This is a genomic window from Oceanobacillus sp. FSL W7-1293, from assembly GCF_037969815.1.
GTDB lineage: Bacteria > Bacillota > Bacilli > Bacillales > Amphibacillaceae > Oceanobacillus > Oceanobacillus oncorhynchi.
This window is the reverse complement of the sequence record NZ_CP150212.1, coordinates 2,942,093-2,966,083: the sequence shown is the minus strand read 5'-3', so window position 1 is coordinate 2,966,083 and position 23,991 is coordinate 2,942,093. Positions and strand designations below refer to the sequence as shown.

The window sequence follows — 23,991 nt, the reverse complement described above, 5'->3', positions numbered from 1 at the left end:
CTCTGAAAAAGAAGGAATCTATGTATCCTTTGTAGAATCTATGTTAAGGCTATTTTTTTTGAGAATAAGAAAAAAATATGTCGAATCATGAAAAATGGAGCAACTAAGTTTAAAAAGGAGGATTTTGCATAATCTCTCTAAAATGTGTTTTAGCATCCTTTAAAATCAAATAGAATAGTTGGTGGTAAACATGGCTAATCAAATACCTGAACCAATTATTGAGGAAGTGAAAAAAACCAATGATATTGTCGATGTCATTGGAGAGTACATTCAATTAAAAAAACAAGGTAAAAACTATTTTGGTCTATGTCCCTTTCATGGCGAAAATACACCCTCATTTTCAGTTACCCAGGATAAACAGATCTTTCATTGCTTTGGCTGCGGAAAAGGCGGAAATGTATTCTCGTTTCTAATGGAAATGGAAAATTTCACATTTTATGAGGCGCTGAAATATTTAGCTGACCGAAGCGGTGTAGAGCTGCCGGCAGCATCCATTCCCAAAGAAACTTCCTTATCAGAGGAAACAGAGCAGATGCTCTCTGCGTATGAATGGTTGACAAAATTATATCATCATCTCATAAAGTATCAAAAAGATGGGAAGGATGGATTAGAGTATCTAAAAAGCCGCGGGCTTACGAAGGAGACGTTAGAAGAATTCCAAATCGGATATGCTCCGGATAAGCGCGATTTCACAGCGAAGTTTCTTACACAAAAAGGATATTCTAAACCATTGCTTTTAAAAAGCGGTATTTTAGCAGGGAACGATAATAATGAAGTCATCGACCGTTTTCGCGGCAGAATTATTTTCCCTATACGGAATGCATTGGGGCGCACTGTCGGTTTTGGCGGCAGAGCAATGCATGATGACAGCGGTCCGAAATATTTAAATAGCTCAGAAGGTGAACTTTTTCAAAAAAGTAAGCTTTTATATAATTTTGATTTGGCGAAGCGCCATATCCGAAAAGAAAATGAAGCTGTTTTAATGGAAGGCTATATGGATGTTATTTCTGTTTATCAGGCTGGCGTGAAAAATGTAGTGGCTACGATGGGGACTGCTTTGACAGAAACGCAGGCAAAGCTTTTAAACCGCTATGTCGATACGGTTATTATTTGTTTTGATGGGGATAGTGCAGGGATAGAAGCCCGTTATAAGTCGGCACTTCTATTACGCTCTGTCGGCTGTGATGTCCGTATTGCCAATCTGGATGCGGAGGAAGATCCGGACAGCTACGTCCGGGAGCATGGAGGCGAAGCTTTTAAAGAAAGGGTTCTGCGCACAAGTGACAGTTATATGAGTTTCTTTATGCGATATCAGCGCAGACACTTCAATCTGCAGCTGGAAAGTGAGCGTATTGAGTATATCGAGCGCGTTTTAAAAGAACTTTCTATGATTGAGAGTGCGCTGGAACGGGAATATTATATTCAGGAATTGCATAAGGAATTTGATTTGTCTGTAGATACCTTGATGAGCCAGCTGGCTCAGTATCAGAAAAGCCTGCCTTCCGCGAAGGATAATCAGCGTGATAAGAGTTATACTAAGCCATATGTACCTGCAAATAAGAAAAAGTTATTTCCGGCATATGTTAATGCTGAAAAAAGAATTTTATCCTATATGCTTCAGGATGCCTATATAGCTGAAAAAGTACAATATGAGCTTGGAGCGGGATTTAATGTAAATGACCATAAAATTGTTGCAACACATTTATATGCTTTTTATGAAGAAGGTAATTCACCAGATATTAGTTTATTTATGGAGAGACTGTCTGATGAACATTTAAAGAATCAAGTCATTGAATTGGCGATGTCCAGCGATGTCCAGCATAGTACAGAGGAAGAAATCGATGACTATCTGCGAATGATTCATCGGGAGGCGGATCAAAGTCCGGCGAAAAAAAGCTTAAAAGAGCAGCAAAGGAAAGCGGAGCAGGAAAATGATCCTTTGGAGGCTGCCCGCTTGGCTATGGAGTTAATCCGGCTGCAGAAGCAAAATAACGAAAAATAATTCAACAATTTGGAAGGAGGGGGACTCATGGCCGAACAAAAACCTTCGCATATGAAAGAACCCGAACTGACATTAGAGCAAGCAAAAGAAAAATTGGTTGACATGGGTAAGAAACGCGGTACACTTGCGTATGAAGAAGTGGCTGACGGTTTATCTAATTTTGACATGGAACCCGAACAAATGGATGAGTTTTATGAGTATCTGGAAGAACAGGGTGTCGATGTATTAGGCGAGTCTGAGGATGACCCCGAGATGCAGAAAATCGCAAAAGAAGAAGAAATCAACCTGAATGATCTCAGTGTTCCTTTAGGGATAAAGATCAATGACCCGGTCCGTATGTATTTAAAAGAAATCGGCAGAGTAGACCTGCTTTCTGCAGCAGAAGAAATTGAACTCGCTTCCCGAATTGAAGAGGGAGATATCGAAGCAAAGAGAAGATTAGCGGAAGCCAATCTTCGGCTCGTTGTCAGCATCGCAAAACGCTATGTTGGACGGGGAATGCTTTTCCTCGATTTGATTCAAGAAGGAAACATGGGTCTGATCAAAGCTGTTGAGAAATTTGACTACCGCAAAGGGTTTAAATTCAGTACCTACGCAACCTGGTGGATTAGACAGGCTATTACCCGTGCAATCGCGGACCAGGCCCGCACCATTCGTATCCCGGTTCATATGGTGGAAACCATTAATAAATTAATCCGTGTGCAGCGCTCTCTGCTGCAGGACCTGGGACGTGAACCGACACCGGAAGAAATCGGCGAAGAAATGGAATTAAGTCCGGATAAGGTGCGCGACATTCTAAAAATCGCTCAAGAACCTGTATCTTTAGAAACACCAATTGGAGAAGAAGACGATTCCCATCTAGGTGATTTCATTGAGGATCAGGAAGCAATCTCTCCATCCGATCACGCAGCTTATGAATTACTGAAAGAACAGCTGGAAGATGTATTAGACACATTGACAGACAGAGAAGAAAATGTGCTTCGTCTGCGCTTTGGATTAGATGATGGAAGAACGAGAACGCTTGAAGAAGTAGGAAAAGTATTTGGGGTAACCAGAGAACGTATCCGCCAAATCGAAGCGAAAGCATTGCGTAAATTAAGACACCCAAGCCGAAGCAAGCGATTAAAAGACTTCCTTGATTAAGGTGTTATACTGAAATAAGTTCATTCTGAATACTGGAATATGCAAGTTCCCGTTTAGCGGCTTGCGTATTCCAATTATTGTTTTCTATGAATTCATAGAGGATATTCAAAAGTCCATAAAATAAGATTTTGCTTTTTTTAACATATAAATGGTGACGCTTCCGGGGTGGATCTATGAATAATCAAGAAAAAAATCAATTGATTATCCAGGAAATTTTAAAGTGGAAAGAGAATCGTTTATTGCCGGAAGAACAATGTGATTTTTTATTAGCATTATATACTAAAGGCGGAGAAATAGAAATAACCAATAAAAACAAAAATTGGCTATCTACATGGAAAAAGCTTCATTTTACCATGATGTTGATGGTATTGGTAAGCGCTATCTTTTTAGATTATTATTATCAATTGGCCGGCTCTGTCAGGGCAGGTATTTTAAGTATTGTTTTCTTTATAAATATTCTAATCTGGTTAAGAACTGGAAAGAATGCATCACGGCGATATCGTTATTTATTTATATCTATTCAATTGTTATATGTGTTGCAGCTTTCTATCTGTATAATGGAAACTTTTGGATTAGGAGCTTACAATAATTTTATGATTACTGCCAATGGCATTGGGTGGATTGTTTTTGGATATTTGAAAAAGCTTCCTGTTATTCGTTATTTGGGAGCAGCTTTGACTGTAGGAATCATCACTTTTGTCGTTTTTTTTAAATATCTTGGATAATCCTTTAAAAATTTTTAGATTTCGAGTAAACTAATAGTAGTATTAATTTATAATATTTGGATTACATAAGGAGGAAGCGTAATGAAAAAGAATCCGGTTATACCATATGCAATTATTGCCGGGCTGGGGCTGATAGCTGTCATTATTATTTCTGTAATTGGTATTGATCAAAGACAGGCTATTCAAGATGCTGAAGAAAATGGTGAAGAACAGACAGAAGAGGCAGAAGGAGGAGAAGAAGGCGGCGAGTCTACCAGTGCTGATGCTGGAGAAGAAGTTTTCCAATCCAATTGTGCCAGCTGTCATGGTCAAGATTTAGCAAGTGGTTCCGCTCCTGATTTAACACAAGTTGGAAGCACTTATTCTCAGGAAGAAATTGCTGATATCATTGAAAATGGAACTGACGGAGGCATGCCGGCTTTCCCTCAGCTTGCAGGTGAAGAATTAGATGCACTCAGCGAGTGGTTAAGCGAGCATGAATAATATATAATAAAAGAAATGAAAGCTTTCTGATTCGTACAGAAAGCTTTTCTTATTGGAGAAATACAGAAAAGAACTGTCTTTAAAAGGAGAACAAATAATGAACCAGAATGTCACCCTATCGAATCGTTTGAAAATAGTTGCTGAATATCTGCCTCAGGGAGCGCATTTCGCAGATATCGGCTCTGATCATGCTTATCTGCCTGCCTATGTCTGCCAAAGAGATAAAACAGCAAGCGCTATTGCCGGAGAAGTGAATCAAGGGCCTTTAGACAGCGCCAAAAAAACAATTCGATTTCATCAATTAGAGGAACGGATCGATGCCCGTTTAGGAGATGGTTTATCTGTCATAAATGAAGGCGAGGTCAAACAAATCGTCATTGCAGGGATGGGCGGAGGATTGATTACTTCCATCTTAGAAAACCATGCTGCTATTGCTAAATCTGCTGAACGAATTATTGCACAGCCTAATGTAGACGCAAGAGCAGTCAGACGATGGTTTGATCAAAATGATTTTATACTGAGAGCAGAAGAGATTGTGGATGAGCAGGGACATATCTATGAAGTGCTTGTTGCGGATCGTTATACAGAAGCCTCTTCACCATACAGTGATAATGAACAGAAGAAGGGCAGGCAGCTTTTATTAGGTCCCTATTTAATGAAAGAGAAGAATGCTGCTTTTATTAAAAAGTGGTCACAGGAAATAATGAATATCGAACGAATCATTTTGCAAATGCAGCAGGCAAAGCAAATAAATCATGAGAAAATAGCTGATTTCCAAACAGAATTATACTGGATGAAGGAGGAACTTGATCATGAAGGAACAAACGACGAAACACGCTGATTTTTTTCGGATCATGAACAGCTGGGCACCGAAACGTTTTGCCTATCATTGGGATAATATCGGGTTGCAGACTGGACGGTTTCATGATACGACATCTCAAATTCTGATTACACTGGATGTGACAGAGGAAGTAGTTGATGAAGCAATTGAAAAAGGGGCGAATTTGATTATTGCCCATCACCCTTTACTCTTTCAGCCTTTAAAACAGATTAATGTTGACCATCCGAAGGGCAGAGTGGTACAAAAGCTTTTAAAAAACGATATAACGGTCTTTGCTGCGCACACCAACCTGGATATCGCCGAGGGCGGTGTAAATGATTTATTAAGTGACGCCCTTGAATTGAAAAATAAAGAGCCCTTAGAAATATTAGAACAAGAGTCGCTGCTTAAAGTGGTTGTTTTTGTTCCAGAGTCGCATGTACAGGAATTACGGGATGCTTTGCATCAGGGCGGAGCAGGCCAAATTGGCGATTACAGTCATTGCACCTTTCAAAGCGCCGGACAAGGGACCTTTCTTCCGTCAGAGGAGGCTGCCCCGTATATTGGCGAGCAGAATGAAATGACCTATGTAGATGAGAAGAAGCTGGAAGCCATTGTTCCTAAGAAAAATCTTGCCAGGGTGATAGATGCTGTTATTTCAGCCCATCCTTATGAAGAACCGGCTTATGATATGTATCCATTGGAAAATAAAGGACAGTCGATTGGAATCGGACGCTTTGGTGTCCTGGAATCCCCGGTTTCAATGAAAGCATTTATTGAAACGGTGAAAAAGAATTTAGACATGCCTTGCGTGCGTGTTTCTGGTAATATAGAAAAGAATGTAAAAAAAGTTGCTGTCCTGGGAGGAAGCGGGGAGAAATATGTCAGTCATGCGCTGCGAAAAAAAGCGGATGTATATATTACAGGAGATATGACATTTCACGCTGCTCAAGATGCAGAGCAGATGGGACTGACAGTCATTGATGCCGGTCATTATATCGAGAAGATAATGAAAGCAGCAACAAAGGAAAAATTGATACAGGAAATACCTGCATTCAAGTCAAAGGTTTATGTATCTGAAGTAAATACAGACCCGTTCGTATTTATGTGAAATAGATAGTTAAATGATTTATTTGAGTGATAAGCACTGTAACCAGCGGATTTTTTTCCGTAGCAAATGCCATAGGCTAAATATTTATTTCAACTTATCATAGAAAAGATTTCAAAGGAGGGAAACAGATGGGAAAAACATTTGCAGAACTATCCCTGGATACGGATATCCAGGATATTATTCAAGAGTTGGAATTTAGAAATCCGACTGCAATCCAAGAAAAAGTGATACCTGCTATCTTGGGTGGGAAAAGTGTTATTGGTCAATCCCGGACCGGTTCCGGCAAATCGCATGCATTTTTATTGCCGATGTTTCAACAGCTGGATGAGAATCAAAAGAAAGTGCAGTTTGTAATTACCGCGCCAACAAGAGAACTGGCAACACAGCTTTACAATGAAGTAAGGAAAATCATTACGATTGCGGATAAGACAGAAAAATGGACAGCCAAGCTGCTTGTCGGCGGCACCGATAAACAAAAGGCAATTGAGAAATTAAAAACACCGCCAATGATTGTGGTGGGGACACCAGGGAGAATTTTAGATTTAGTAAAGGATGGGGCATTATCCATCTACAGTGCGGAATCGTTTGTAATTGACGAGGCGGACTTGATGCTTGATTTAGGCTTTATTGAAGAAGTGGATCAATTATTAGTACGAGCGAAGCAGGATATACAGCTGATGGTCTTCTCGGCAACCATTCCACAGCGCTTACAGCATTTCTTTAAAAAATATTTGAGAAATCCGGAATATATTAAAATGGAAGAGCATTTTTCTCCGGAAACGATGGAGCATCGGCTTATTCTGAAAAAGCATCGGGATGAAGCGAAGATTATTTGGGATATTTCCAAGACAATCCATCCTTATTTAGCGCTGGTATTTACAAATGGGAAACAACAGGCTAATGAACTTGCAGAAGCGCTTGGAGGCTATGGCTTGGATGTTGGTGTCATTCATGGCGGTCTGACGCCCCGGGAGAGAAAGCGTGTATTGAAAGAGATACAGCAGCTGCGCTATCAATACGTAGTCGCAACAGATTTAGCTTCAAGGGGAATTGATATCAAGGGTGTCAGCCATGTGATTAATGCCCAGCTTCCAAAAGAAGAGCATTTTTATATTCACCGTGTCGGCAGAACAGCACGAGCCGGACTAGAAGGCACGGCAATCAGTATTTACAGCGAAGAGGACGCCCGTTTAATTGAAAGATTGGAACAAAAGGGGCTCACGTTCTCGTTCGTAGAGGTTAAGCAGGGTGAATGGACCGAGGATAAATCCTGGAATGAAAGAACACGCCGGAAAACCGAAGACACAAGTAATGACCGGGAAGCGTGGAAGCGCGTAAGAAAAGCAAAGAAAGTAAAGCCGGGCTATAAGAAAAAACAAAAGCAGCAGCAACAGCAAATTAAAAGACAGCTGACAAAAGAGCAAAATAGGAAGAAGCGTTAGGAGGAATAAATATGGTGAAAATCGGTTCTCATGTTTCAATGAATGGTAAGAAAATGTTATTAGGATCCAGCGAAGAAGCTGCTTCCTACGGGGCAAATACCTTTATGATATATACAGGCGCACCGCAGAATACAAGAAGAAAGCCGATTGAAGAATTAAATATTGAAGCTGGTTTAGAACATATGGCATCTCATGGAATAGCTGACATTGTTGTGCATGCGCCGTATATTATTAATATCGGCAACACGGTAAAACCGGAGACATTTGAGTTGGGGGTTAATTTCCTGCGAAGTGAAATCGAACGTACCGAGGCTCTGGGGGCAAAGCAAATCGTACTTCATCCGGGAGCGCATGTGGGGGAAGGTCCGGACAAAGGTATTCCGAAAATCATCGAAGGATTAAATGAAGTGCTTGAACAAAAAAATGATGTTCAAATTGCTTTAGAAACAATGGCTGGAAAAGGATCCGAAATGGGCCGTACATTTGAAGAGCTGGCTGAAATTATTTCTGGTGTAACGCATAATGAACATCTCTCTGTTTGTTTGGATACATGTCATATTCATGATGCAGGCTATGATGTTGTTAATGATTTTGATGGGGTATTGAATTCATTTGATAAAATCGTCGGTTTAGACCGTCTGAAAGTAGTCCATGTCAATGACAGTAAAAATGATCGCGGGGCTCATAAAGACCGTCATGAAAACATCGGCTTTGGCTACATTGGTTTTGATGCCCTCCACAAGGTTGTTCATCATCCGCAGCTTAGCGAGCTTCCTAAGATTCTTGAAACGCCTTATGTAGGCACAGATAAGAAAAATAAAAAAGCGCCGTACAAGTATGAAATAGCTATGCTGCGTGAAGGTGATTTCCAGGAGAATTTAAAGGAAATCATTATGGAAGGTTAGTTCCGTATAAAATGAAATTTATTCAGCGGGAGTTTATGGACAATTATCCATGATAAATTTAAAAAGATGAGTACCCTGTATATGGGAATGCTCATCTTTTTAAATTTCATCCGGTTTTAGTTTTCAAATAAATGCTCCATCCCATATGATTTAATGACCTCATCCATTAACTGCTGTGCTGCTACAGCTGTTTTTTGATCCGTAATTTTTGCAAGCTCCATCATAAAGCGGTCACGATCTGCCTGGTCAAATGGATTAGGTGCAGAAGTCCTTAGATAATGTACAATCTGATCCGCTTGCGTACGTGTAATGGCAAAACCATATTCGGCGCTATAATGTAAAATTTCATCTGGGGTTAATTTACGCAGTTTATTTTTAATCATTTCTTTGATAAAGAAAGACATATCATCCCTCCTTTTGAATATCCTCATATTTTCTTCCATCATGTAAATATATGCAGACAACAAAAAGATTATACCATTCTTTGCTAAAAATTCCGCATGATACCTGTATGAAAACCTGTGGATTCCGTATGCTAATCATATAATTCTAAAGTATAAGGAGTTTATCTCATGAATGATAATGATAAAGACAAACGTATACAGGATATGCCGAATCATGGACAAAGACCACAGCATGAACATACAAATGAACAGTTAGACAGCAAAAGAATGGAAGAATTTTCAACAGAACTAACCGATGCCAACCTGCTGGAGTTTGAAGATGAGAAAAGCTTTAACCCGGGGACGATATATGGATGGGGAAGTATTATCTTAGCAATTATTTCATTTTTTACCTGGCCGGTTATTTTAGGAGCCGCCAGCATTGTATTCGGATTTGTAGCACGAAGCAGAGGGACAAATATTCTTGGTATTATCGGAATTATAGCAGGAGCTCTTTCTTTGATTTCCGCTTTTTTCATTATCCCTTTCTTTTCCTAGGCGGTATTTCTGAGCATTATAATTATTTAGCAGAAAGCTGCATTTCATAATAAAAAGCAAGCATTCACTTTGAAAATAAAGCGGATGTTTGCTTTTTCTAATGCTCCTCTTGAAATTGAGGGAAATAGTAAACTTCATGTACATGGATGTCATTGGAGGAGGTATTCGGGTTCAATGATTCAAAAGCCTTTAAAATAATCTCAATAGAGACAGTGTTGACCGTTATGGTTTGAATTTCTTCCGTAATACTGAGGACCGTATCTCCAGGATTTACTTTTACCGGAACAGCTTCAAAAGGAGGCAGTTCCAGGTTTTCATTATTTGAAGAGGAGATTGTCCCGTCTGAATGAGCTAAGTCTTGAAAAATACTGACTGCAACTAATATAATAAATGTAATCAGGGAAATTCTACGCAAAAATTCCATAAAAAATCTCCTTTAATGAAACTATTTTCTTTCCTCATACGTACATATAATATAGAAGAGGATGTTTAAAAATTCCTTCTTATCGTTCTTTTCGAACATGCGCGGTAAGCAGGGCAACGAGAGGGTGTGAATGGTATGGACGTGGTTGAATTACAATGGATTGGATTTCTTGCCTTATTTTTTGGAACTTTATTTATATTAGGTGAAATGTTTGTCAATATGCGCGGTATATTTGGTGTATTAGGGCTGGGATTTATAACTGTTTATTTTACGGTATACACAGAAACCAATTCAGTCTTACTCATGTTTATTATATACTTCCTGGGAATATTACTGATTATTATTGATGGAAAAGTGTTGAACGATGGAACCTTGGCTACGATTGGACTGGTTCTGATGATTGTTGCCGTTGCATTGCCGCAGCCGGATTTTGCAAACGGTCTTTATGCGGTAATAAGTATCGTCATTGGAGCATTTTCATCTCTGGCGTTTTTAAAAGTATTTAAACGGAGACAGATGTGGACGAAAATCGCTTTAATGGACCAGCTTACAAATGAACAGGGCTACAGCTCGCTCAGTAAAGAGTATGAAGCTTTGTTAGGAGAAGAAGGCATTGCGCTGACCGATTTTAGGCCTTCCGGTACGATTGAAGTGAATAAAAAGCATTACAGTGCTGTATCTGGAGGCCGCTGGATTAAAAAAGGAACTCCGATTAAAGTAGTGGCAGTGGATGGTACCAGTGTCCGGATAGAGGAGCTTAAAGAAGATTAATTAATAGTTCGTAATTAAATAGAATAACCCTGAAACAGGATTCATTTCATAAAAATGGAGATGAATCCTGTATTTGTGTGCAATCGACCCTAATATTATACATATTTTCATGAAAAAAGCAGATACTAAGCTTCCCTTTCTATTCGAATGTAAACAAATATTAAATCTATGTAAATTTTTCAACAAACATGTTTACATTCTCTTTAGAATCATCAATAATGAATGAGGCGCAAAATTCTACAAAAGTTTACATAAGAGGTAGAAGGGATGAAGTTTTCGTGAATATCGATGTTCAAAGTTTAATTATTGAATTTCTCGGAGGAATTGGCATATTCCTAATGGGGATAAAAATGATGGGAGATGGACTCCAAAAATCAGCAGGAGATCGCTTGCGGGATATTCTGGATCGGTTTACAAGCAATCCGTTTCTAGGAGTGCTTGCCGGTATTATCGTAACTATACTAATTCAAAGCAGTTCCGGCACAACCGTTTTGACAGTTGGACTTGTAAACGCCGGATTTATGACATTGAGACAGGCAATTGGTGTTATTATGGGTGCGAATATTGGTACGACTGCAACAGCATTCATTATCGGAATTGATATTGGAGAATATTCATTACTTATTTTAGCACTTGGTGCATTCACAATCTTTTTCTTTAAAAAGCAAAAGATTGTAGCTATAGGACAGGCTTTATTTGGGTTTGGTTCCTTATTCTTTGGGCTTGAACTAATGAGCAGCGGAATGACACCACTCCGTTCTTTACAGGCATTTCAAGATTTGACGGTTTCCATGAGTGAAACACCTATCCTTGGTGTTGTAATTGGTACAGTCTTTACAGTAATCGTACAAAGCTCTACCGCAACCATTGGTATTTTGCAAGGGCTGTTTGCGCAGGGGGCCATTGATATAAAAGCGGCGATTCCGGTTCTTTTTGGTGATAATATCGGTACAACGATTACTGCAGTTTTAGCAAGTATTGGAACATCTGTAGCTGCTAAACGTGCGGCATATACACATGTAACGTTTAATTTAATTGGTGCAGTTATTTTTATGCTGTTATTAATACCATTTACGAGCTTTATCAGTTATTTACAAAATACATTAAGTCTCAATCCGGAAATGACGATCGCTTTTGCACATGGAAGCTATAATATAGCAAATACGGTTGTTCAATTTCCGTTTATCGGTGCTCTGGCATGGCTGGTTACGAAGCTTGTTCCAGGCGATGATGTCGTAATTGAGTATAAGCCGAAGCATTTGGATTCTATTTTCCTTCAACAGTCTTCGTCACTGGCATTGGGACAGGCTAAGATGGAAGTTGTCCGTATGGGGAAATATGCGTATCAAGGTTTAGAGGAAACCCATAGTTATGTCACTACGCAGAATCCAAAAAATTCAGAGATGGCTCTGCAAATTGAAGGAGCGCTGAATAATCTGGATCGTAAAATAACGGAGTATTTAGTGGATATCGCTTCTACCAACTTAACTGAACCGGAAAGTATAGAGCATACCGGCTTGATGAGTACAATTCGTGATATTGAACGGATTGGCGACCATTTTGAGAATGTGGTTGAACTGGTGGACTATAAAATGTCCAATAAAGTTTCGCTGACAGATCAGGCAATTGAAGATTTAAACAAAATGTTTGATTTAACGTATATGACAGTTAAACAGGCTGTTGAAGCTTTAGAGGCAAATGACCGGGAAGCGGCTTTAGAAGTTATTCAAAAAGAAGACCAAATCGATAAAATGGAGCGGAAATTCCGTAAAAACCATATTATTCGTATGAATGAAGGCACTTGTAATGGGTCAGCAGGAATCGTTTTTGTCGATATTATAAGTAATCTAGAACGAATTGGCGATCATGCTGTAAACATTGCTCAGAACGTCTTAGGAGACCATTAATGATGATCTGATATAAAAGGGCTCTATCTGTTATAATGAAGCAGATAGAGCCCTTATTTCATCTATTTCGGGATAAAAGGGGGAAGAGTCCTCTTTTACCGTGAAAATTGCCGTTCATTGTTATGCAGTGCGGAGGTGTATAATTTATCAACAGCATTTTTGGAGCATCTGATTATTTTGAAGCATGCACATCAAAGAGAGGGGGTAACAGATGCGATAGAAATACAGCTTTTTCTATATATTACCCGAAATGAAAAAAGTTTTTATAAGTTTTTGTTGAAATATGTTATATTACATGCTATTATAATTCTTGCAGTCAACTTCTGATAAAAACTTTTGCAACACCGCAAAAAAAGTTGTTGACATAATTAATAGAACATGATAAATTATATTTTGTTGCTAATTAAAACAAACATTATTCCACAGTAGCTCAGTGGTAGAGCAATCGGCTGTTAACCGATCGGTCGTAGGTTCGAATCCTACCTGTGGAGCCATGGCGGTGTAGCTCAGCTGGCGAGAGCGTACGGTTCATACCCGTGAGGTCGGGGGTTCGATCCCCTCCGCCGCTACCAAAAATATATACATACATTTGCTATTTCATGGCGGCCGTGGCGAAGTGGTTAACGCACCGGATTGTGGCTCCGGCACGCGTGGGTTCAATCCCCACCGGTCGCCCCATTCAATAGTAAGAGGACCCTTAGCTCAGTTGGTTAGAGCTATCGGCTCATAACCGATCGGTCGCAGGTTCGAGTCCTGCAGGGTCCACCATTTATTCTGTCCGGAGGTATACCCAAGTCTGGCTGAAGGGGTCGGTCTTGAAAACCGAGAGGCGGGTCAAACCGCGCGGGGGTTCGAATCCCTCTACCTCCTCCATACATATTTTACAACAGAATGATGCAGAGCTTTTATATCATAGCTCCATGTACGGCTTGGTAGCTCAGTCGGTAGAGCAGAGGACTGAAAATCCTTGTGTCGGCGGTTCGATTCCGTCCCGAGCCATCTAAAAAAACAAGCGCAAAGCTTGTTTTTTTGTGTGCTTTTTTCTGATTTTGCAAGCGGATTCTGATTCCTTTTATAAACATTTTATTATTTCTTTAAGGCAAAAAAGTTTCCCATAAACAAAATAAGATAGTCAATAATATGTAAACGGTTATTTAATAAGGAATGTTTGATATATATCAGTGCAAAATATTTGCAAGAAATTCTTACCTTTGATAACGTATAAATTGTAGAAATAAAATCATCATTTATTTTAAGGAGGAGTTACACATGGCAAAATTTGAATTACCGGAATTACCTTATGCATACGATGCATTGGAACCATCTATTGATAAAGAAACAATGAACATCCACCATACGAAGCATCACAACACCTACGTTACCAAATTAAATGATGCATTAGAAGGACATGAAGATCTGCAAAACAAATCAGTTGATGAGCTTGTGAGGGACTTAAATGAGGTTCCTGAAAGCATCCGTACTGCTGTACGCAACAATGGCGGCGGACATGCCAACCACAGCTTCTTCTGGAAGACTTTGTCACCAAACGGCGGCGGAGAACCAACTGGCGAGCTGGCTGATAAAATCAACAGCAAATTCGGTTCTTTTGACAAATTTAAAGAGGATTTTGCAGCTGCGGCAGCAGGACGTTTTGGTTCTGGCTGGGCATGGTTAGTACTAAATAATGGTGAGCTTGAAATCACAAGCACTCCAAACCAGGATTCTCCATTAACAGATGGTAAAACGCCACTATTAGGATTAGATGTATGGGAGCATGCATATTATCTTAAGTATCAGAACAGACGCCCGGACTATATTTCCGCATTTTGGAATGTCGTTAACTGGGATCAAGTAACAAACAATTACGAAGCAGCAAAATAAAGAATAATTATAAAAGCTTGCAGATAACTTTATGTTTCTGCAAGCTTTTTGTATAGATACGGCTCCTTCGCTAAAAATAAAAGAAGAAGGAGTCGTTTTCTATGCAATTACAACAGCAGTACAGAAGATATAAACAACAAAAAGATGAATATCGGGATCTTTGGATACTCTTGCTTATCGGCGCTTTATATGCAGCAGGAATCTTTTTATCAAATACTTTTGTTAATGTGTACCTATGGAAGCAATCCGGGGATTTTTTTGTGATTGCTAATTATCACTTGGCAAGCTATGTATTCCAGGCATTATCTTTTATTTATGCTGGAAAATTATCCAAAAAAATCGATCGCATCATTATATTGCGAATCGGAATTCTTTTTTTATGTTTCTTTTTTCTGTTCGTTCTTTGGATCGGAGAGCTGGCTGCATATTATAATTTTATTCTTGGCTGCTTATTGGGAATAGGGTATGGTTTTTTCTGGTTAGCTTATTATGTACTGACTTTTGAAATTACCGAACCGGATACAAGAGATTGGTTTAACGGCATTTCCGGCACACTGACCTCCTTTGCCGGTATGGTTGGACCACTGCTTGCAGGATGGATGATTTCAAAAATGGCCGGGGATTTTGGTTATACCGCTATTTTTATCATTTCTTTAAGCCTGTTTATTGCGGCTATTATTGTCAGCTTTTTTATTATAAGAAAGGGAAGCAGAGGAAGCTTTGCTTTACCTGCTGTTATAAATGAAAGAAAGAAAAATAAAAATTGGAAGCGTATTTTACATGCTCACTTTTTTCAAGGGCTGAGAGAAGGTATCTATGGTTTCTATATCACCATCTGGATTTTTCTTGTTACAAACAGTGAGCTAATTTTAGGGATTTTTAATTTATTTCTTTCGGGGTTATCCATTATTTTTTATTTCGTTGCTTTAAAATGGATTCAACCTGCATTAAGAAAAAAAGCCATTTTATTTGGCGGAATCTTACTGTTTGCTTCTATTTTTATTATTATTTTTGAAATGAGTCTGTTCTGGTTAATTGTATACGCGGTGATTATCGGAATTGCATTCCCAATTCTGACCGTTCCGTATCAATCCCTGACCTATGATGTAATCGGCAGAGCGCGGATGGTGAGCGAGAGAAGAGTGGAATACATTGTAGTCCGGGAAATTTATTTAAATCTGGGAAGAATTGCTTCGATTGCCGTGTTTATATTTGGCATGTTTCTATTTCCGCATGATGTGATTATCCCTGCTTTACTGATTATATTCGGAGCCGGGCATGCCATCATCTATTTTTGCATCCGAAACATTTTTATTGGACCGTCAAAAAAACAAAAAATCGCATTAAAAGAAGATTTTACGGACGAAAAAAGCCGTTAATTGTGGTAAAATAAAACAGTGCTCTTTATTTTAACTCCACAGGTTATCATAGAAAGCACCATCGCAGGCCTGATGAAAAGTTTTTCCGTTTTATAATATTAAAGGGTTTAAAAAGATGCAAATAAGTGGTTCATTGTATATACTTTTAAACGAGCTATACAGTTTAATGCGATGCAAGTTCAAAATAGATGTGAAGGAGGAGAAAAGTGGTAGACAAGAAGAAAAAGAAAAAACGGGCTCAGCTCCCCGTTCGCATGAATATTCTTTTCTTTGCTATCTTCTTATTATTTTCTGCACTCATACTTCAGTTAGGTGTTGTTCAAATTCTAAACGGGGAAGCATATCAGGACGAAATTGAGAGAACCAATTTAGATACGACAAGTATACCTGTTCCCCGGGGGAAGATTTATGATACAAACGGGAAATTAATTGTAGATAATGAAGCGATGTATTCCATTACGTATACGCCTCCCAAAGGTGTTCAGGCGGAGGACCGTTTGAAAGTAGCGGAAACATTGACACAATATATTGATATGAGTGATGACCAATATATTGATCGAATAACAGAAAGAGACAAAAGAGAATATTATTTATTATTACATCAAGAAGACATAGAAAAGCGATTAGAGGAAATTGACACAGAAGAAATGGACAATTCTGAGGTTTATAATGCAACGCTGGAGTTGATTACGGACGAAGAAATTGCAGATTTTTCCAATGACGAACTGGAAGTAATCGCAATCAAAAAAGAACTCGATAAAGCATACGCGTTGACGCCTCAGGTTGTAAAAAATGAAGAGGTTTCCGCAGAGGAATATGCTTCTGTAGCTGAAAATCTGGATAAATTGCCTGGTATTAATGCTACAACGGATTGGAATCGTGTCTATCCAAACGGTGATACTTTAACAAGTATTTTAGGCAGTATCTCCAGCCAGGAGCAGGGAATTCCGGCAGAGGACATGAGTGCTTACCTGACGAAGGGATACAGCCGGAACGATCGTGTCGGCAGGAGCGGACTGGAAGAGCAGTATGAGGATTTTCTGCGCGGACGTAAAGAACAGATTCAATATACAACACGCCAAAACGGTTCGATTGTCGGTTCGGAAACCATAGTAGAGGGAGAACGAGGCAAAGATTTGGTGTTAACAACAGATTTAGATTTTCAGCAGGAAGTGGATGAGATTTTATTAGATGAGTTTCAGTCCATGAAAGCAAAAAGCCCTTATGAAAATCGATTTGCGACTAATGCGTATGCTGTGGTTATGAATCCAAAAACGGGGGAGCTGCTTGCTATTTCCGGTCTGAACTATGATTCGGAGCAGAATGAATACAGCGATGCAGCATTTATGGCTTTGGCGAATGCACATGAGCCTGGTTCCAGTATTAAAGGAGCGACGATTCTTACCGGTTATGATTCAGAGGTAATTTCACCGGGCGATGCTTTCAATGATGCGCCGATGAAGTTAGCGGGGACACCGGTGAAGAAATCTGTTTCAGCAATGGGAACCGTTAATGATTTAAGTGCTTTAGAAAGATCATCCAATGTTTACATGTTCTATGTTGCTTTACGGTTAGGAGGAGACTATCGTTACCCAATGCCGCATAATGCCAGCCTTAGCATTAACATAGGAGAAACCTTACAAACGCTGCAAAATTATTTTAACCAGTTTGGCTTAGGGGCCTCTACCGGGATTGATTATCCATATGAAAGTACCGGCGTTAGAGGGGAAGCCCCGGATAATCCCGGTAATATCCTTGACTTTGCTATTGGCCAGTATGATACGTACACAACCCTGCAGCTTGCACAATATGTATCAACAATTGCCAACGACGGCTACCGTGTCCAGCCGCATTTCTTAAAGGAAGCGCGTGATCCAATTGCTTCTTTAGATGAGCTGGGGCCATTGTATTATTCCAAAAACACATCGGTAATGAACCGGATTGAAATGTCAAATGACCAAATCAGCCGTGTGCAGGAGGGTTTCCGTCTTTCCTATCAAGGTTCACAGGGAACAGGAAGCGGTTTTTTTGCAAGGAAGTCTTATAATCCGGCAGGAAAAACAGGAACAGCGCAGTCATTTGAGTATGTAGACGGTCAGGAGTTTGCCCTTAATAATTTAACATTAGTCGGCTATGCTCCTTATGATGATCCGGAGGTTGCTTTTGCTGTTGTTGTACCGCATGTAGGAATTGGTGAAGGGGATCAAATCAATTTAAAAATCGGTGAACGTATTTTAGATACGTATTTCGAAATAAAAGAAGAGCATGATGAAGAAGAGGAAGATGGTTCTTCTGAAGACAGTGAAACTGAAAACGAAGAATAAAAAAACTTCTGCCCATGTAACGGGTGGAAGTTTTTTGTAATTCATATAAAAAATGAGCAGCTCCTGGATGGAACAGCTCATTTTAAATTTGATGATTCTATTCGGAATACGTGGTGATGACATCGCCAATTTCGCTGAACGACATCTCGCTATCGATTTCATAGGTTCCAGGTATGACACTGCCGCTTAAATCATTATCATCCAGATAATCATTAAAGTCCCACGCGTCATCAATAATACCGGCATCTTCTAAAGCATTGCTGATAGTGGAAGGCGGTGCGCCGTCTTCCAGTGTGATTTCTACTTCAATCACATCAGAATCTTCGGACGCTTCGTCATCTTCATTGCTTGCTGAGTCGTTATCATTACTATCTTCATTCTCATTGTTTTCTTCATCGTTGCTATTTTCTTCTTCATCTGTGCTATCATTTTCATCCGAATCGTTGTTTGAATCGGAATCAGCTTCTTCATTTCCGGTTCCTTCATCTGCATCGGAGTTTTCTTCTTCCCCATTTTCTCTGCCAACGCTATAGGCAATATATTCATCTTGGGTCAATACGGCATAACCTTGATCTTCCAAAACCGAAATCAATTCTTCCGGTTCGGTATCCTTCAGATTGCCTGAAGATTGACCGCCAAAAAGATAAATAGCGAGAAGCAGGGCACCGCTGGTTAACAGACCGACAGCAAACGCTCTTACATGTTGTTTCATGATAATACTCCTCTAATTATTATTTTTAGGTTGAGACGATACAGCGTCGTCAGATATATTTTGAGGCAATAATTCTTCTTCTAAAACAGATACTTTCTTTTTCAGCTGATATGTATCTTGCATTGTTGTAATAGACAATTGTTCAAGCTGACTCTCTACTTCTTCCAGACGATCGTTAATAAAGAATGATAGGATAAATAGAACAATTCCAATGACGACAACTGCCAAAATGGCAACTAACATTTTTAATTCCCTCCTTTTATGAGGATGTTCAAAAGCCTTCAAATGATACGCGGCGATATATTGACCTTCAAGGAAGAACGCCCGCGTCCGCAAAAGCGCAGCGTAAAGAGTCCGCCTTAGCCCGTCGCATCGGCTGCATAAGCTGACCACATTGCTGCAATTACTCGTCCCGCCGAATACCATTGGATACTTTTTGAACACGCACTTTATGTATCATTTATAGTTATACCATAAATTAAAAGAAGTGACTATGCTAAAAGCTGGAGAAATCTTGATAAACGTCTGCTTTATCTCTAATAGATCAGCGCTTGAAAAGTTTTAGGATTCTTTGAAGAAACATTCTTGATAAATTGAAGAAACTTTGATAATATAATTAAAGTCTGTACAGTTATGTAAAAAGGCAAGTTGAAAAGTTTGGAGGGATAGATATGCGCGTAAATATAACGTTAGCTTGCACGGAAACAGGAGATCGTAACTATATTTCTACAAAAAACAAACGTAATAATCCGGAACGTATTGAGCTTATGAAATACTCACCACGTCTTAAAAAACATACCCTACACCGTGAAACTAAATAAGCATTCATGAAAAACTCTTATCTGATATTATTGGATAAGAGTTTTTTTATCCATGGAGGTGGATTTCTCATGTCAGAAAAAAAGATGCTTCGGCAGCATATGCTGACGTATATAAGCGGATTGTCGGAATTTGAACGGAAAAATATAGAAGAAAAATTACAGAATCAATTAGTGGCAAGTCCTGTATTTCAGCAGGCTGCGACAATAGGCATCACAATCTCCACGGCTCAGGAGTGGGCTACATCTTCCATCATGGAAAAGGCATGGGAGAAAGGGAAGATAATCGCTTCCCCTAAATGTATTGTGAAAACGAAAGAAATGCAATATTATGCTTGGAATCAGCTCGATCAAATCGAAGCTGGCTATGCCGGAATAAAAGAACCTATACCAGAAAAAACGACACCCATAGCGCCTGCTGACATCGATTTGCTGCTGGTGCCTGGTGTTATTTTTGACAAGGACGGCTATCGCATCGGCTATGGCGGCGGGTATTATGATCGTATGCTGGCTGATTATAAGGGTGTAACGATTTCACTGTGCACGGAAAAGCAGCTCGTTGAGCGTATTCCAAGAGAAAGCCATGATTTGCCTGTGGAGCTGATTATAACAGAGAAACGAACTATAAAAACTTCCAAATAGCATATCTGATGTATAAGATGGCTTTCTAGCAGCATCACAAATACAAAGATAAAGCGCATCATTTTCCTGACCTCCTTCGAGATATCCATTGCATTCCTTTTTATGAAATGGAGATACCGCATTTTAAACCGCATGTTAAATTGGAAACAGGGGAGAAAGTACCTGGTACCGCTGCTTGGTAATATGATTTTGTGGGAAAAGAAAAAGGAAACGGTTTAATTTCTAAATTACCATTTTTATTTTCTCCGCCATTCATCCGCATGCTCCCTCTTTGCCGGCAAATCGTAGCGAGAGCTTAATCAGGATGGCAAGACAGGTACGCCTTACGAACCTGTTTAAAAATTATCATTGCATCCTGGTTTGCTGCAAACGGAAAATTGTACCTGATTATAAATATTTGGTATGCTTCAAAGAGGGGAGGATGATTTATGGACATACATATGCAATATCGGGCGTATGAGCTGGTGAATAAATTAACAGAACAAGGTTTTCGAATTATTGCCGGTGACTATCAAACGGATGAAATCTGGCTGGAGCGCAAAGCTGACAGAAAATCCGCTATTATTCGAGTGAAGCCGCAAACGTTTGATTGGTCGAATCACCTGCGTCAGGATTCGCAGATTGCCTACCAGCAGATGCAGCGGATCAGGCAAGCTATTGCTAGCTCAAATGCTGTCTTCTATTCGATTTATATCGCAGAAGAACTGCCGGTGGATGATTGGGAAGACGTAAAGCACCCGCGGGGAGAAGGAACAAAGAAAGATCCTAAGATGCATACATATTATCTTACTGAAGCAAATGAAGAGGAAGAAATCAGCCAATTAAACCTTGATCTCCATGTTTCATTGTCTTCGGATAGAGAAAAATATGTAACAGATACTGATAAAGAAACTGCCGCAAAGCGCATGAAAGATATTTTATTTCAAGAAATGCAGGAAGAAATGGAGAATCGCAAGAAAGTATTTTCATTTTCGAAACCGTTGTTTACATACATATTGATTGCTATCAACGTACTCATTTTTATTTTTCAAATAACCAGTGGAGAAATGGAGAATACACAGCATTTAATTGATATGGGGGCAAATTTTAATCTGCTTGTCATGGAAGGAGAATGGTGGAGATTCTTCACATCGATGTTTTTACATCTGAACTTCCTTCATTTGATGATGAATATGCTTGCTTTATTCTACCTTGGCGCAGCCATTGAACAAATATTCGGGAGGATCCGGTTTCTTTTTATTTATTTCCTGGGCGGTTTAACAGGATCTATTGCAAGCTTTGCTTTTTCTATCAATGTGTCAGCAGGGGCATCGGGCGCCATATTCGCTCTGTTTGGCGCACTTCTCTTATTTGGATTGATTTATAAGAAAATTTTCTTTCAGACAATGGGCTTTAATATCATGCTTATTTTAGGGATAAACCTTGTGATTGGATTTACTATTCCTGAAATCGATATGGGAGCGCATCTTGGCGGACTGGCCGGCGGGTTTTTGATTGCTGCAGCAGCCTATGTTCCAAACAAAAAAAATAAAAAGAATCAGCTGCTTGCCTTGATTGGCTTTGTTGTGCTCAGTCTTGGATTATTTATTTATGGCTGGTCTTTCAATTCTTCATCTCCAGAGTTGAAATTAATTGAAGTAGAGATGCAATTAGAAGAGAATCAGTTTAACGAAGCCATTTCCATTGCAACAGAAGCTTTGGAGGATACGAATGATGAGACGCTGATACCCTATTTCCTTTTCCATCGTTCATATGCGTATATTCAAGAAGGGGAGTATACAGAGGCTGCAGAGGATTTGGAAGAGGCTGTTCAATACGACAATAGACTGCCGCAAATGTACAATAACCTGGCTGTTTTATATTCAAGGCAAGGCGCAAGCACCGCAGAAATCGAAGCCATTATTGATGAAGGCTTAACCCATTTTCCAGATGATGAAGAATTATCCAAGCTGAAGGAAGATTTGCAATCTTACTGATTAAAAAACCAGACTGCTGAATGTGAACGGCAGTTTGGTTTTTTTAGTGTGTTTTAAATGATGTAGCATGTATAGTTTTCATCTGGTGATATAAACTATCTACATCCTATGATGTAAGGTGATAAAATTGACCAATCAGATGAAAAAAGTAGCTCCAAGTCTGGAGACCAATGTTTCTTATCTAAAGTCTTATCTGGGAGTGGATAAAAGCTTTGACATAATTAATTTAGACTTAAACTATGCCGGGAAGGATATGGCTATGTTTATGGTCGACGGGTTTGCAAAAGACGATATCATGCTCTATATTATGCAATCGCTGCAAAGACTTCAACCGAATGAGCTGGATACCGATACATTACGAAAATTAGTGAAGAGAGATATTCCCTATATTGAGCTGGAAGAAATGAAGGAGATGGATAAAATAGTTGATTTTATCCTTTCTGGAGCCACTGTCTTATTTGTAGATGAATTGGATAGGGCAATTATCATTGATGCAAGGGAATATCCGGCAAGGTCTCCGGAAGAGCCTGATTTGGAAAGGGTTGTCAGAGGGCCCCGTGATGGATTTGTGGAAACACTCGTATTTAATACAGCATTAACAAGACGCCGAGTCAGAGACCGCTCTTTAAGAATGGAATTTACACAGGTTGGCAGACGCTCTAAAACAGATGTGGTTATTAGTTACATAGAGGATATAGCTGATTCCAGACAGGTGGAGAGACTGAAAAAGTTACTAGACGGGATAGATACAGACGGGCTTCCAATGGCAGAAAAGTCAATTGAGGAATTTTCTAGCCACCGTTATTGGAATCCCTACCCTGCGGTCCGTTATACCGAGCGGCCTGATACAGCCGCTTCTCACCTTTTAGAGGGGCATATTGTGCTTATTATCGATGGAACCCCAAGTGTGATGATTACGCAAACAACGTTTTGGCAGCATCTGCAGCATGCAGAGGAATATCGTCAAAAGCCAAGTGTTGGAGCGTATTTACGTATCGTTCGATTTATCGCCATATTTTTTTCATTGCTTCTCCTGCCGTTATATTATTTATTTTCTGTACAGCCAGACCTGTTGCCCGATGCATTTTATTTTATCGGACCGGAAGATTCCGGTGTTATTCCATTGCTGGTTCAATTTTTAATCGCCGAACTGGGGCTGGATATTTTGAGAATGGCTTCGATTCATACACCATCAGCGCTCGCAACCGCTCTAGGCTTAGTAGCTGCGATTATGATTGGTGAGGTTTCGGTAGAAGTCGGCTGGTTTTCCCATGAGGTGGTCTTATATATTGCGACGGCAGCCATTGGCTCGTATGCCACGCCGAGCTATGAATTAGGCATGGCCAACCGCCTTGTCCGCTTATTTTTATTATTTACAACGGCTTTATTCGGCGTCGGCGGATATGTTGTCGGTGTCACCATTTGGCTGTTATTTTTAATAAAGATGAGAACGTTGGATACGCCTTATTTCTGGCCGCTGGTTCCATTTTCCGCAAAGAATATGCGTGATACCTTTATTCGTTTTCCATTACCAGAGAGACATCTGCGTCCATCCATATTACGGCCGAAAGATCCAGATCGTTGA

Annotated in this window: 23 protein-coding genes and 6 tRNA genes; 24 read left to right on the top strand and 5 right to left on the bottom strand. The window is 39.6% G+C overall.

What is annotated here, in order from left to right:
* Positions 1 to 190 precede the first annotated feature (190 nt).
* The 8 genes from dnaG (at position 191) to MKY65_RS14535 (ending at position 8,631) form a co-directional block, all read left to right on the top strand.
* The gene (gene dnaG, locus MKY65_RS14570; protein ID WP_339177984.1) at positions 191 to 2,002 is read left to right on the top strand and encodes a DNA primase; all 1,812 of its coding nucleotides are present in this window, start codon (positions 191 to 193) and stop codon (positions 2,000 to 2,002) included.
* A gap of 27 nt (positions 2,003 to 2,029) precedes the next feature.
* On the top strand, positions 2,030 to 3,145 hold the full coding sequence (gene rpoD, locus MKY65_RS14565; protein ID WP_042534808.1) for an RNA polymerase sigma factor RpoD: 1,116 nt from the start codon (positions 2,030 to 2,032) through the stop codon (positions 3,143 to 3,145).
* 173 nt (positions 3,146 to 3,318) lie between these two features.
* Complete coding sequence (locus MKY65_RS14560; protein ID WP_339177981.1) at positions 3,319 to 3,870, top strand: hypothetical protein; 552 nt, start codon at positions 3,319 to 3,321, stop codon at positions 3,868 to 3,870.
* A gap of 81 nt (positions 3,871 to 3,951) precedes the next feature.
* Positions 3,952 to 4,353, top strand: a complete 402-nt coding sequence (locus tag MKY65_RS14555) for a cytochrome c (RefSeq protein WP_212929089.1) — start codon at positions 3,952 to 3,954, stop codon at positions 4,351 to 4,353.
* Positions 4,354 to 4,450: 97 nt separating this feature from the next.
* On the top strand, positions 4,451 to 5,194 hold the full coding sequence (locus tag MKY65_RS14550) for a class I SAM-dependent methyltransferase (RefSeq protein ID WP_339177976.1): 744 nt from the start codon (positions 4,451 to 4,453) through the stop codon (positions 5,192 to 5,194).
* Positions 5,166 to 6,284 (top strand): Nif3-like dinuclear metal center hexameric protein, encoded by a 1,119-nt coding sequence (locus MKY65_RS14545; RefSeq protein ID WP_339177973.1) that lies wholly within the window; start codon positions 5,166 to 5,168, stop codon positions 6,282 to 6,284. The genes MKY65_RS14550 and MKY65_RS14545 overlap by 29 nt, the downstream gene beginning before the upstream one ends.
* Positions 6,285 to 6,412: 128 nt before the next feature.
* Positions 6,413 to 7,726 carry a DEAD/DEAH box helicase gene (locus MKY65_RS14540; RefSeq protein WP_339177972.1) on the top strand — a complete coding sequence of 438 codons (1,314 nt, stop codon included), beginning with the start codon at positions 6,413 to 6,415 and terminating at the stop codon, positions 7,724 to 7,726.
* A gap of 11 nt (positions 7,727 to 7,737) precedes the next feature.
* On the top strand, positions 7,738 to 8,631 hold the full coding sequence (locus MKY65_RS14535) for a deoxyribonuclease IV (protein WP_339177971.1): 894 nt from the start codon (positions 7,738 to 7,740) through the stop codon (positions 8,629 to 8,631).
* 116 nt (positions 8,632 to 8,747) lie between these two features.
* On the opposite strand, the gene MKY65_RS14530 is transcribed toward MKY65_RS14535, so the two are convergent.
* Positions 8,748 to 9,035, bottom strand: coding sequence for a DUF2624 domain-containing protein (locus MKY65_RS14530; RefSeq protein WP_339177970.1), 288 nt, complete (start codon positions 9,033 to 9,035; stop codon positions 8,748 to 8,750).
* 168 nt (positions 9,036 to 9,203) lie between these two features.
* Between MKY65_RS14530 and MKY65_RS14525 the strand changes: the two genes are divergently transcribed.
* Positions 9,204 to 9,572, top strand: coding sequence for a DUF4190 domain-containing protein (locus MKY65_RS14525; RefSeq protein ID WP_052485089.1), 369 nt, complete (start codon positions 9,204 to 9,206; stop codon positions 9,570 to 9,572).
* Between the two features lie 97 nt (positions 9,573 to 9,669).
* Here MKY65_RS14525 and MKY65_RS14520 read toward each other — a convergent pair whose 3' ends face one another.
* Complete coding sequence (locus tag MKY65_RS14520; RefSeq protein ID WP_339177966.1) at positions 9,670 to 9,996, bottom strand: hypothetical protein; 327 nt, start codon at positions 9,994 to 9,996, stop codon at positions 9,670 to 9,672.
* Between the two features lie 135 nt (positions 9,997 to 10,131).
* On the opposite strand from MKY65_RS14520, the gene MKY65_RS14515 reads away from it, so the two are divergent.
* The 11 genes from MKY65_RS14515 (at position 10,132) to MKY65_RS14465 (ending at position 18,258) form a co-directional block, all read left to right on the top strand.
* Positions 10,132 to 10,767 (top strand): NfeD family protein, encoded by a 636-nt coding sequence (locus MKY65_RS14515; RefSeq protein WP_339177964.1) that lies wholly within the window; start codon positions 10,132 to 10,134, stop codon positions 10,765 to 10,767.
* A 278-nt stretch (positions 10,768 to 11,045) separates the two neighbouring features.
* Positions 11,046 to 12,674: a Na/Pi cotransporter family protein gene (locus MKY65_RS14510; RefSeq protein ID WP_339177962.1), complete on the top strand. Its 1,629-nt coding sequence runs from the start codon at positions 11,046 to 11,048 to the stop codon at positions 12,672 to 12,674.
* Positions 12,675 to 13,093: 419 nt separating this feature from the next.
* Positions 13,094 to 13,168: transfer RNA gene (locus MKY65_RS14505), tRNA-Asn, on the top strand.
* Between the two features lies 1 nt (position 13,169).
* Positions 13,170 to 13,246: transfer RNA gene (locus MKY65_RS14500), tRNA-Met, on the top strand.
* A 30-nt stretch (positions 13,247 to 13,276) separates the two neighbouring features.
* Positions 13,277 to 13,352 (top strand) — tRNA-His (locus tag MKY65_RS14495).
* A 13-nt stretch (positions 13,353 to 13,365) separates the two neighbouring features.
* Positions 13,366 to 13,442: transfer RNA gene (locus tag MKY65_RS14490), tRNA-Ile, on the top strand.
* A 12-nt stretch (positions 13,443 to 13,454) separates the two neighbouring features.
* Positions 13,455 to 13,547, top strand: a tRNA-Ser gene (locus MKY65_RS14485).
* A gap of 53 nt (positions 13,548 to 13,600) precedes the next feature.
* Positions 13,601 to 13,673, top strand: a tRNA-Phe gene (locus MKY65_RS14480).
* A gap of 270 nt (positions 13,674 to 13,943) precedes the next feature.
* Positions 13,944 to 14,555 (top strand): superoxide dismutase SodA, encoded by a 612-nt coding sequence (sodA, locus tag MKY65_RS14475; RefSeq protein WP_042534787.1) that lies wholly within the window; start codon positions 13,944 to 13,946, stop codon positions 14,553 to 14,555.
* Between the two features lie 101 nt (positions 14,556 to 14,656).
* Entirely contained in the window at positions 14,657 to 15,934 is a 1,278-nt protein-coding gene (locus MKY65_RS14470; protein ID WP_339177959.1) for an MFS transporter, read from the top strand.
* 254 nt (positions 15,935 to 16,188) lie between these two features.
* Positions 16,189 to 18,258, top strand: coding sequence for a penicillin-binding protein 2 (locus MKY65_RS14465; protein ID WP_339185256.1), 2,070 nt, complete (start codon positions 16,189 to 16,191; stop codon positions 18,256 to 18,258).
* A gap of 97 nt (positions 18,259 to 18,355) precedes the next feature.
* On the opposite strand, the gene MKY65_RS14460 is transcribed toward MKY65_RS14465, so the two are convergent.
* Both MKY65_RS14460 and MKY65_RS14455 read right to left on the bottom strand, forming a co-directional pair.
* On the bottom strand, positions 18,356 to 18,970 hold the full coding sequence (locus MKY65_RS14460; protein ID WP_339177957.1) for a hypothetical protein: 615 nt from the start codon (positions 18,968 to 18,970) through the stop codon (positions 18,356 to 18,358).
* Positions 18,971 to 18,982: 12 nt separating this feature from the next.
* Complete coding sequence (locus MKY65_RS14455) at positions 18,983 to 19,213, bottom strand: hypothetical protein (RefSeq protein WP_042534783.1); 231 nt, start codon at positions 19,211 to 19,213, stop codon at positions 18,983 to 18,985.
* A 428-nt stretch (positions 19,214 to 19,641) separates the two neighbouring features.
* On the opposite strand from MKY65_RS14455, the gene rpmG reads away from it, so the two are divergent.
* Positions 19,642 to 19,791: a 50S ribosomal protein L33 gene (gene rpmG, locus MKY65_RS14450; RefSeq protein WP_040985278.1), complete on the top strand. Its 150-nt coding sequence runs from the start codon at positions 19,642 to 19,644 to the stop codon at positions 19,789 to 19,791.
* Positions 19,792 to 19,860: 69 nt separating this feature from the next.
* Complete coding sequence (locus MKY65_RS14445; protein WP_339177953.1) at positions 19,861 to 20,430, top strand: 5-formyltetrahydrofolate cyclo-ligase; 570 nt, start codon at positions 19,861 to 19,863, stop codon at positions 20,428 to 20,430.
* 100 nt (positions 20,431 to 20,530) lie between these two features.
* On the opposite strand, the gene MKY65_RS14440 is transcribed toward MKY65_RS14445, so the two are convergent.
* Positions 20,531 to 20,686, bottom strand: a complete 156-nt coding sequence (locus MKY65_RS14440) for a hypothetical protein (RefSeq protein ID WP_339177951.1) — start codon at positions 20,684 to 20,686, stop codon at positions 20,531 to 20,533.
* 172 nt (positions 20,687 to 20,858) lie between these two features.
* Here MKY65_RS14440 and MKY65_RS14435 point away from each other — a divergent pair, with 172 nt between their 5' ends.
* Both MKY65_RS14435 and MKY65_RS14430 read left to right on the top strand, forming a co-directional pair.
* Complete coding sequence (locus MKY65_RS14435) at positions 20,859 to 22,406, top strand: rhomboid family intramembrane serine protease (protein WP_339177948.1); 1,548 nt, start codon at positions 20,859 to 20,861, stop codon at positions 22,404 to 22,406.
* A 139-nt stretch (positions 22,407 to 22,545) separates the two neighbouring features.
* Complete coding sequence (locus tag MKY65_RS14430) at positions 22,546 to 23,991, top strand: spore germination protein (protein ID WP_339185254.1); 1,446 nt, start codon at positions 22,546 to 22,548, stop codon at positions 23,989 to 23,991.

Bases quoted from the DNA above. Each gene is read 5' to 3' on its own strand.
- dnaG (WP_339177984.1), top strand. From the start codon at position 191: ATGGCTAATCAAATACCTGAACCAATTATTGAGGAAGTGAAAAAAACC.
- rpoD (WP_042534808.1), top strand. From the start codon at position 2,030: ATGGCCGAACAAAAACCTTCGCATATGAAAGAACCCGAACTGACATTA.
- MKY65_RS14560 (WP_339177981.1), top strand. From the start codon at position 3,319: ATGAATAATCAAGAAAAAAATCAATTGATTATCCAGGAAATTTTAAAG.
- MKY65_RS14555 (WP_212929089.1), top strand. From the start codon at position 3,952: ATGAAAAAGAATCCGGTTATACCATATGCAATTATTGCCGGGCTGGGG.
- MKY65_RS14550 (WP_339177976.1), top strand. From the start codon at position 4,451: ATGAACCAGAATGTCACCCTATCGAATCGTTTGAAAATAGTTGCTGAA.
- MKY65_RS14545 (WP_339177973.1), top strand. From the start codon at position 5,166: ATGAAGGAACAAACGACGAAACACGCTGATTTTTTTCGGATCATGAAC.
- MKY65_RS14540 (WP_339177972.1), top strand. From the start codon at position 6,413: ATGGGAAAAACATTTGCAGAACTATCCCTGGATACGGATATCCAGGAT.
- MKY65_RS14535 (WP_339177971.1), top strand. From the start codon at position 7,738: ATGGTGAAAATCGGTTCTCATGTTTCAATGAATGGTAAGAAAATGTTA.
- MKY65_RS14530 (WP_339177970.1), bottom strand. From the start codon at position 9,035: ATGTCTTTCTTTATCAAAGAAATGATTAAAAATAAACTGCGTAAATTA.
- MKY65_RS14525 (WP_052485089.1), top strand. From the start codon at position 9,204: ATGAATGATAATGATAAAGACAAACGTATACAGGATATGCCGAATCAT.
- MKY65_RS14520 (WP_339177966.1), bottom strand. From the start codon at position 9,996: ATGGAATTTTTGCGTAGAATTTCCCTGATTACATTTATTATATTAGTT.
- MKY65_RS14515 (WP_339177964.1), top strand. From the start codon at position 10,132: ATGGACGTGGTTGAATTACAATGGATTGGATTTCTTGCCTTATTTTTT.
- sodA (WP_042534787.1), top strand. From the start codon at position 13,944: ATGGCAAAATTTGAATTACCGGAATTACCTTATGCATACGATGCATTG.
- MKY65_RS14470 (WP_339177959.1), top strand. From the start codon at position 14,657: ATGCAATTACAACAGCAGTACAGAAGATATAAACAACAAAAAGATGAA.
- MKY65_RS14465 (WP_339185256.1), top strand. From the start codon at position 16,189: ATGAATATTCTTTTCTTTGCTATCTTCTTATTATTTTCTGCACTCATA.
- MKY65_RS14460 (WP_339177957.1), bottom strand. From the start codon at position 18,970: ATGAAACAACATGTAAGAGCGTTTGCTGTCGGTCTGTTAACCAGCGGT.
- MKY65_RS14455 (WP_042534783.1), bottom strand. From the start codon at position 19,213: ATGTTAGTTGCCATTTTGGCAGTTGTCGTCATTGGAATTGTTCTATTT.
- rpmG (WP_040985278.1), top strand. From the start codon at position 19,642: ATGCGCGTAAATATAACGTTAGCTTGCACGGAAACAGGAGATCGTAAC.
- MKY65_RS14445 (WP_339177953.1), top strand. From the start codon at position 19,861: ATGTCAGAAAAAAAGATGCTTCGGCAGCATATGCTGACGTATATAAGC.
- MKY65_RS14440 (WP_339177951.1), bottom strand. From the start codon at position 20,686: ATGAATGGCGGAGAAAATAAAAATGGTAATTTAGAAATTAAACCGTTT.
- MKY65_RS14435 (WP_339177948.1), top strand. From the start codon at position 20,859: ATGGACATACATATGCAATATCGGGCGTATGAGCTGGTGAATAAATTA.
- MKY65_RS14430 (WP_339185254.1), top strand. From the start codon at position 22,546: ATGAAAAAAGTAGCTCCAAGTCTGGAGACCAATGTTTCTTATCTAAAG.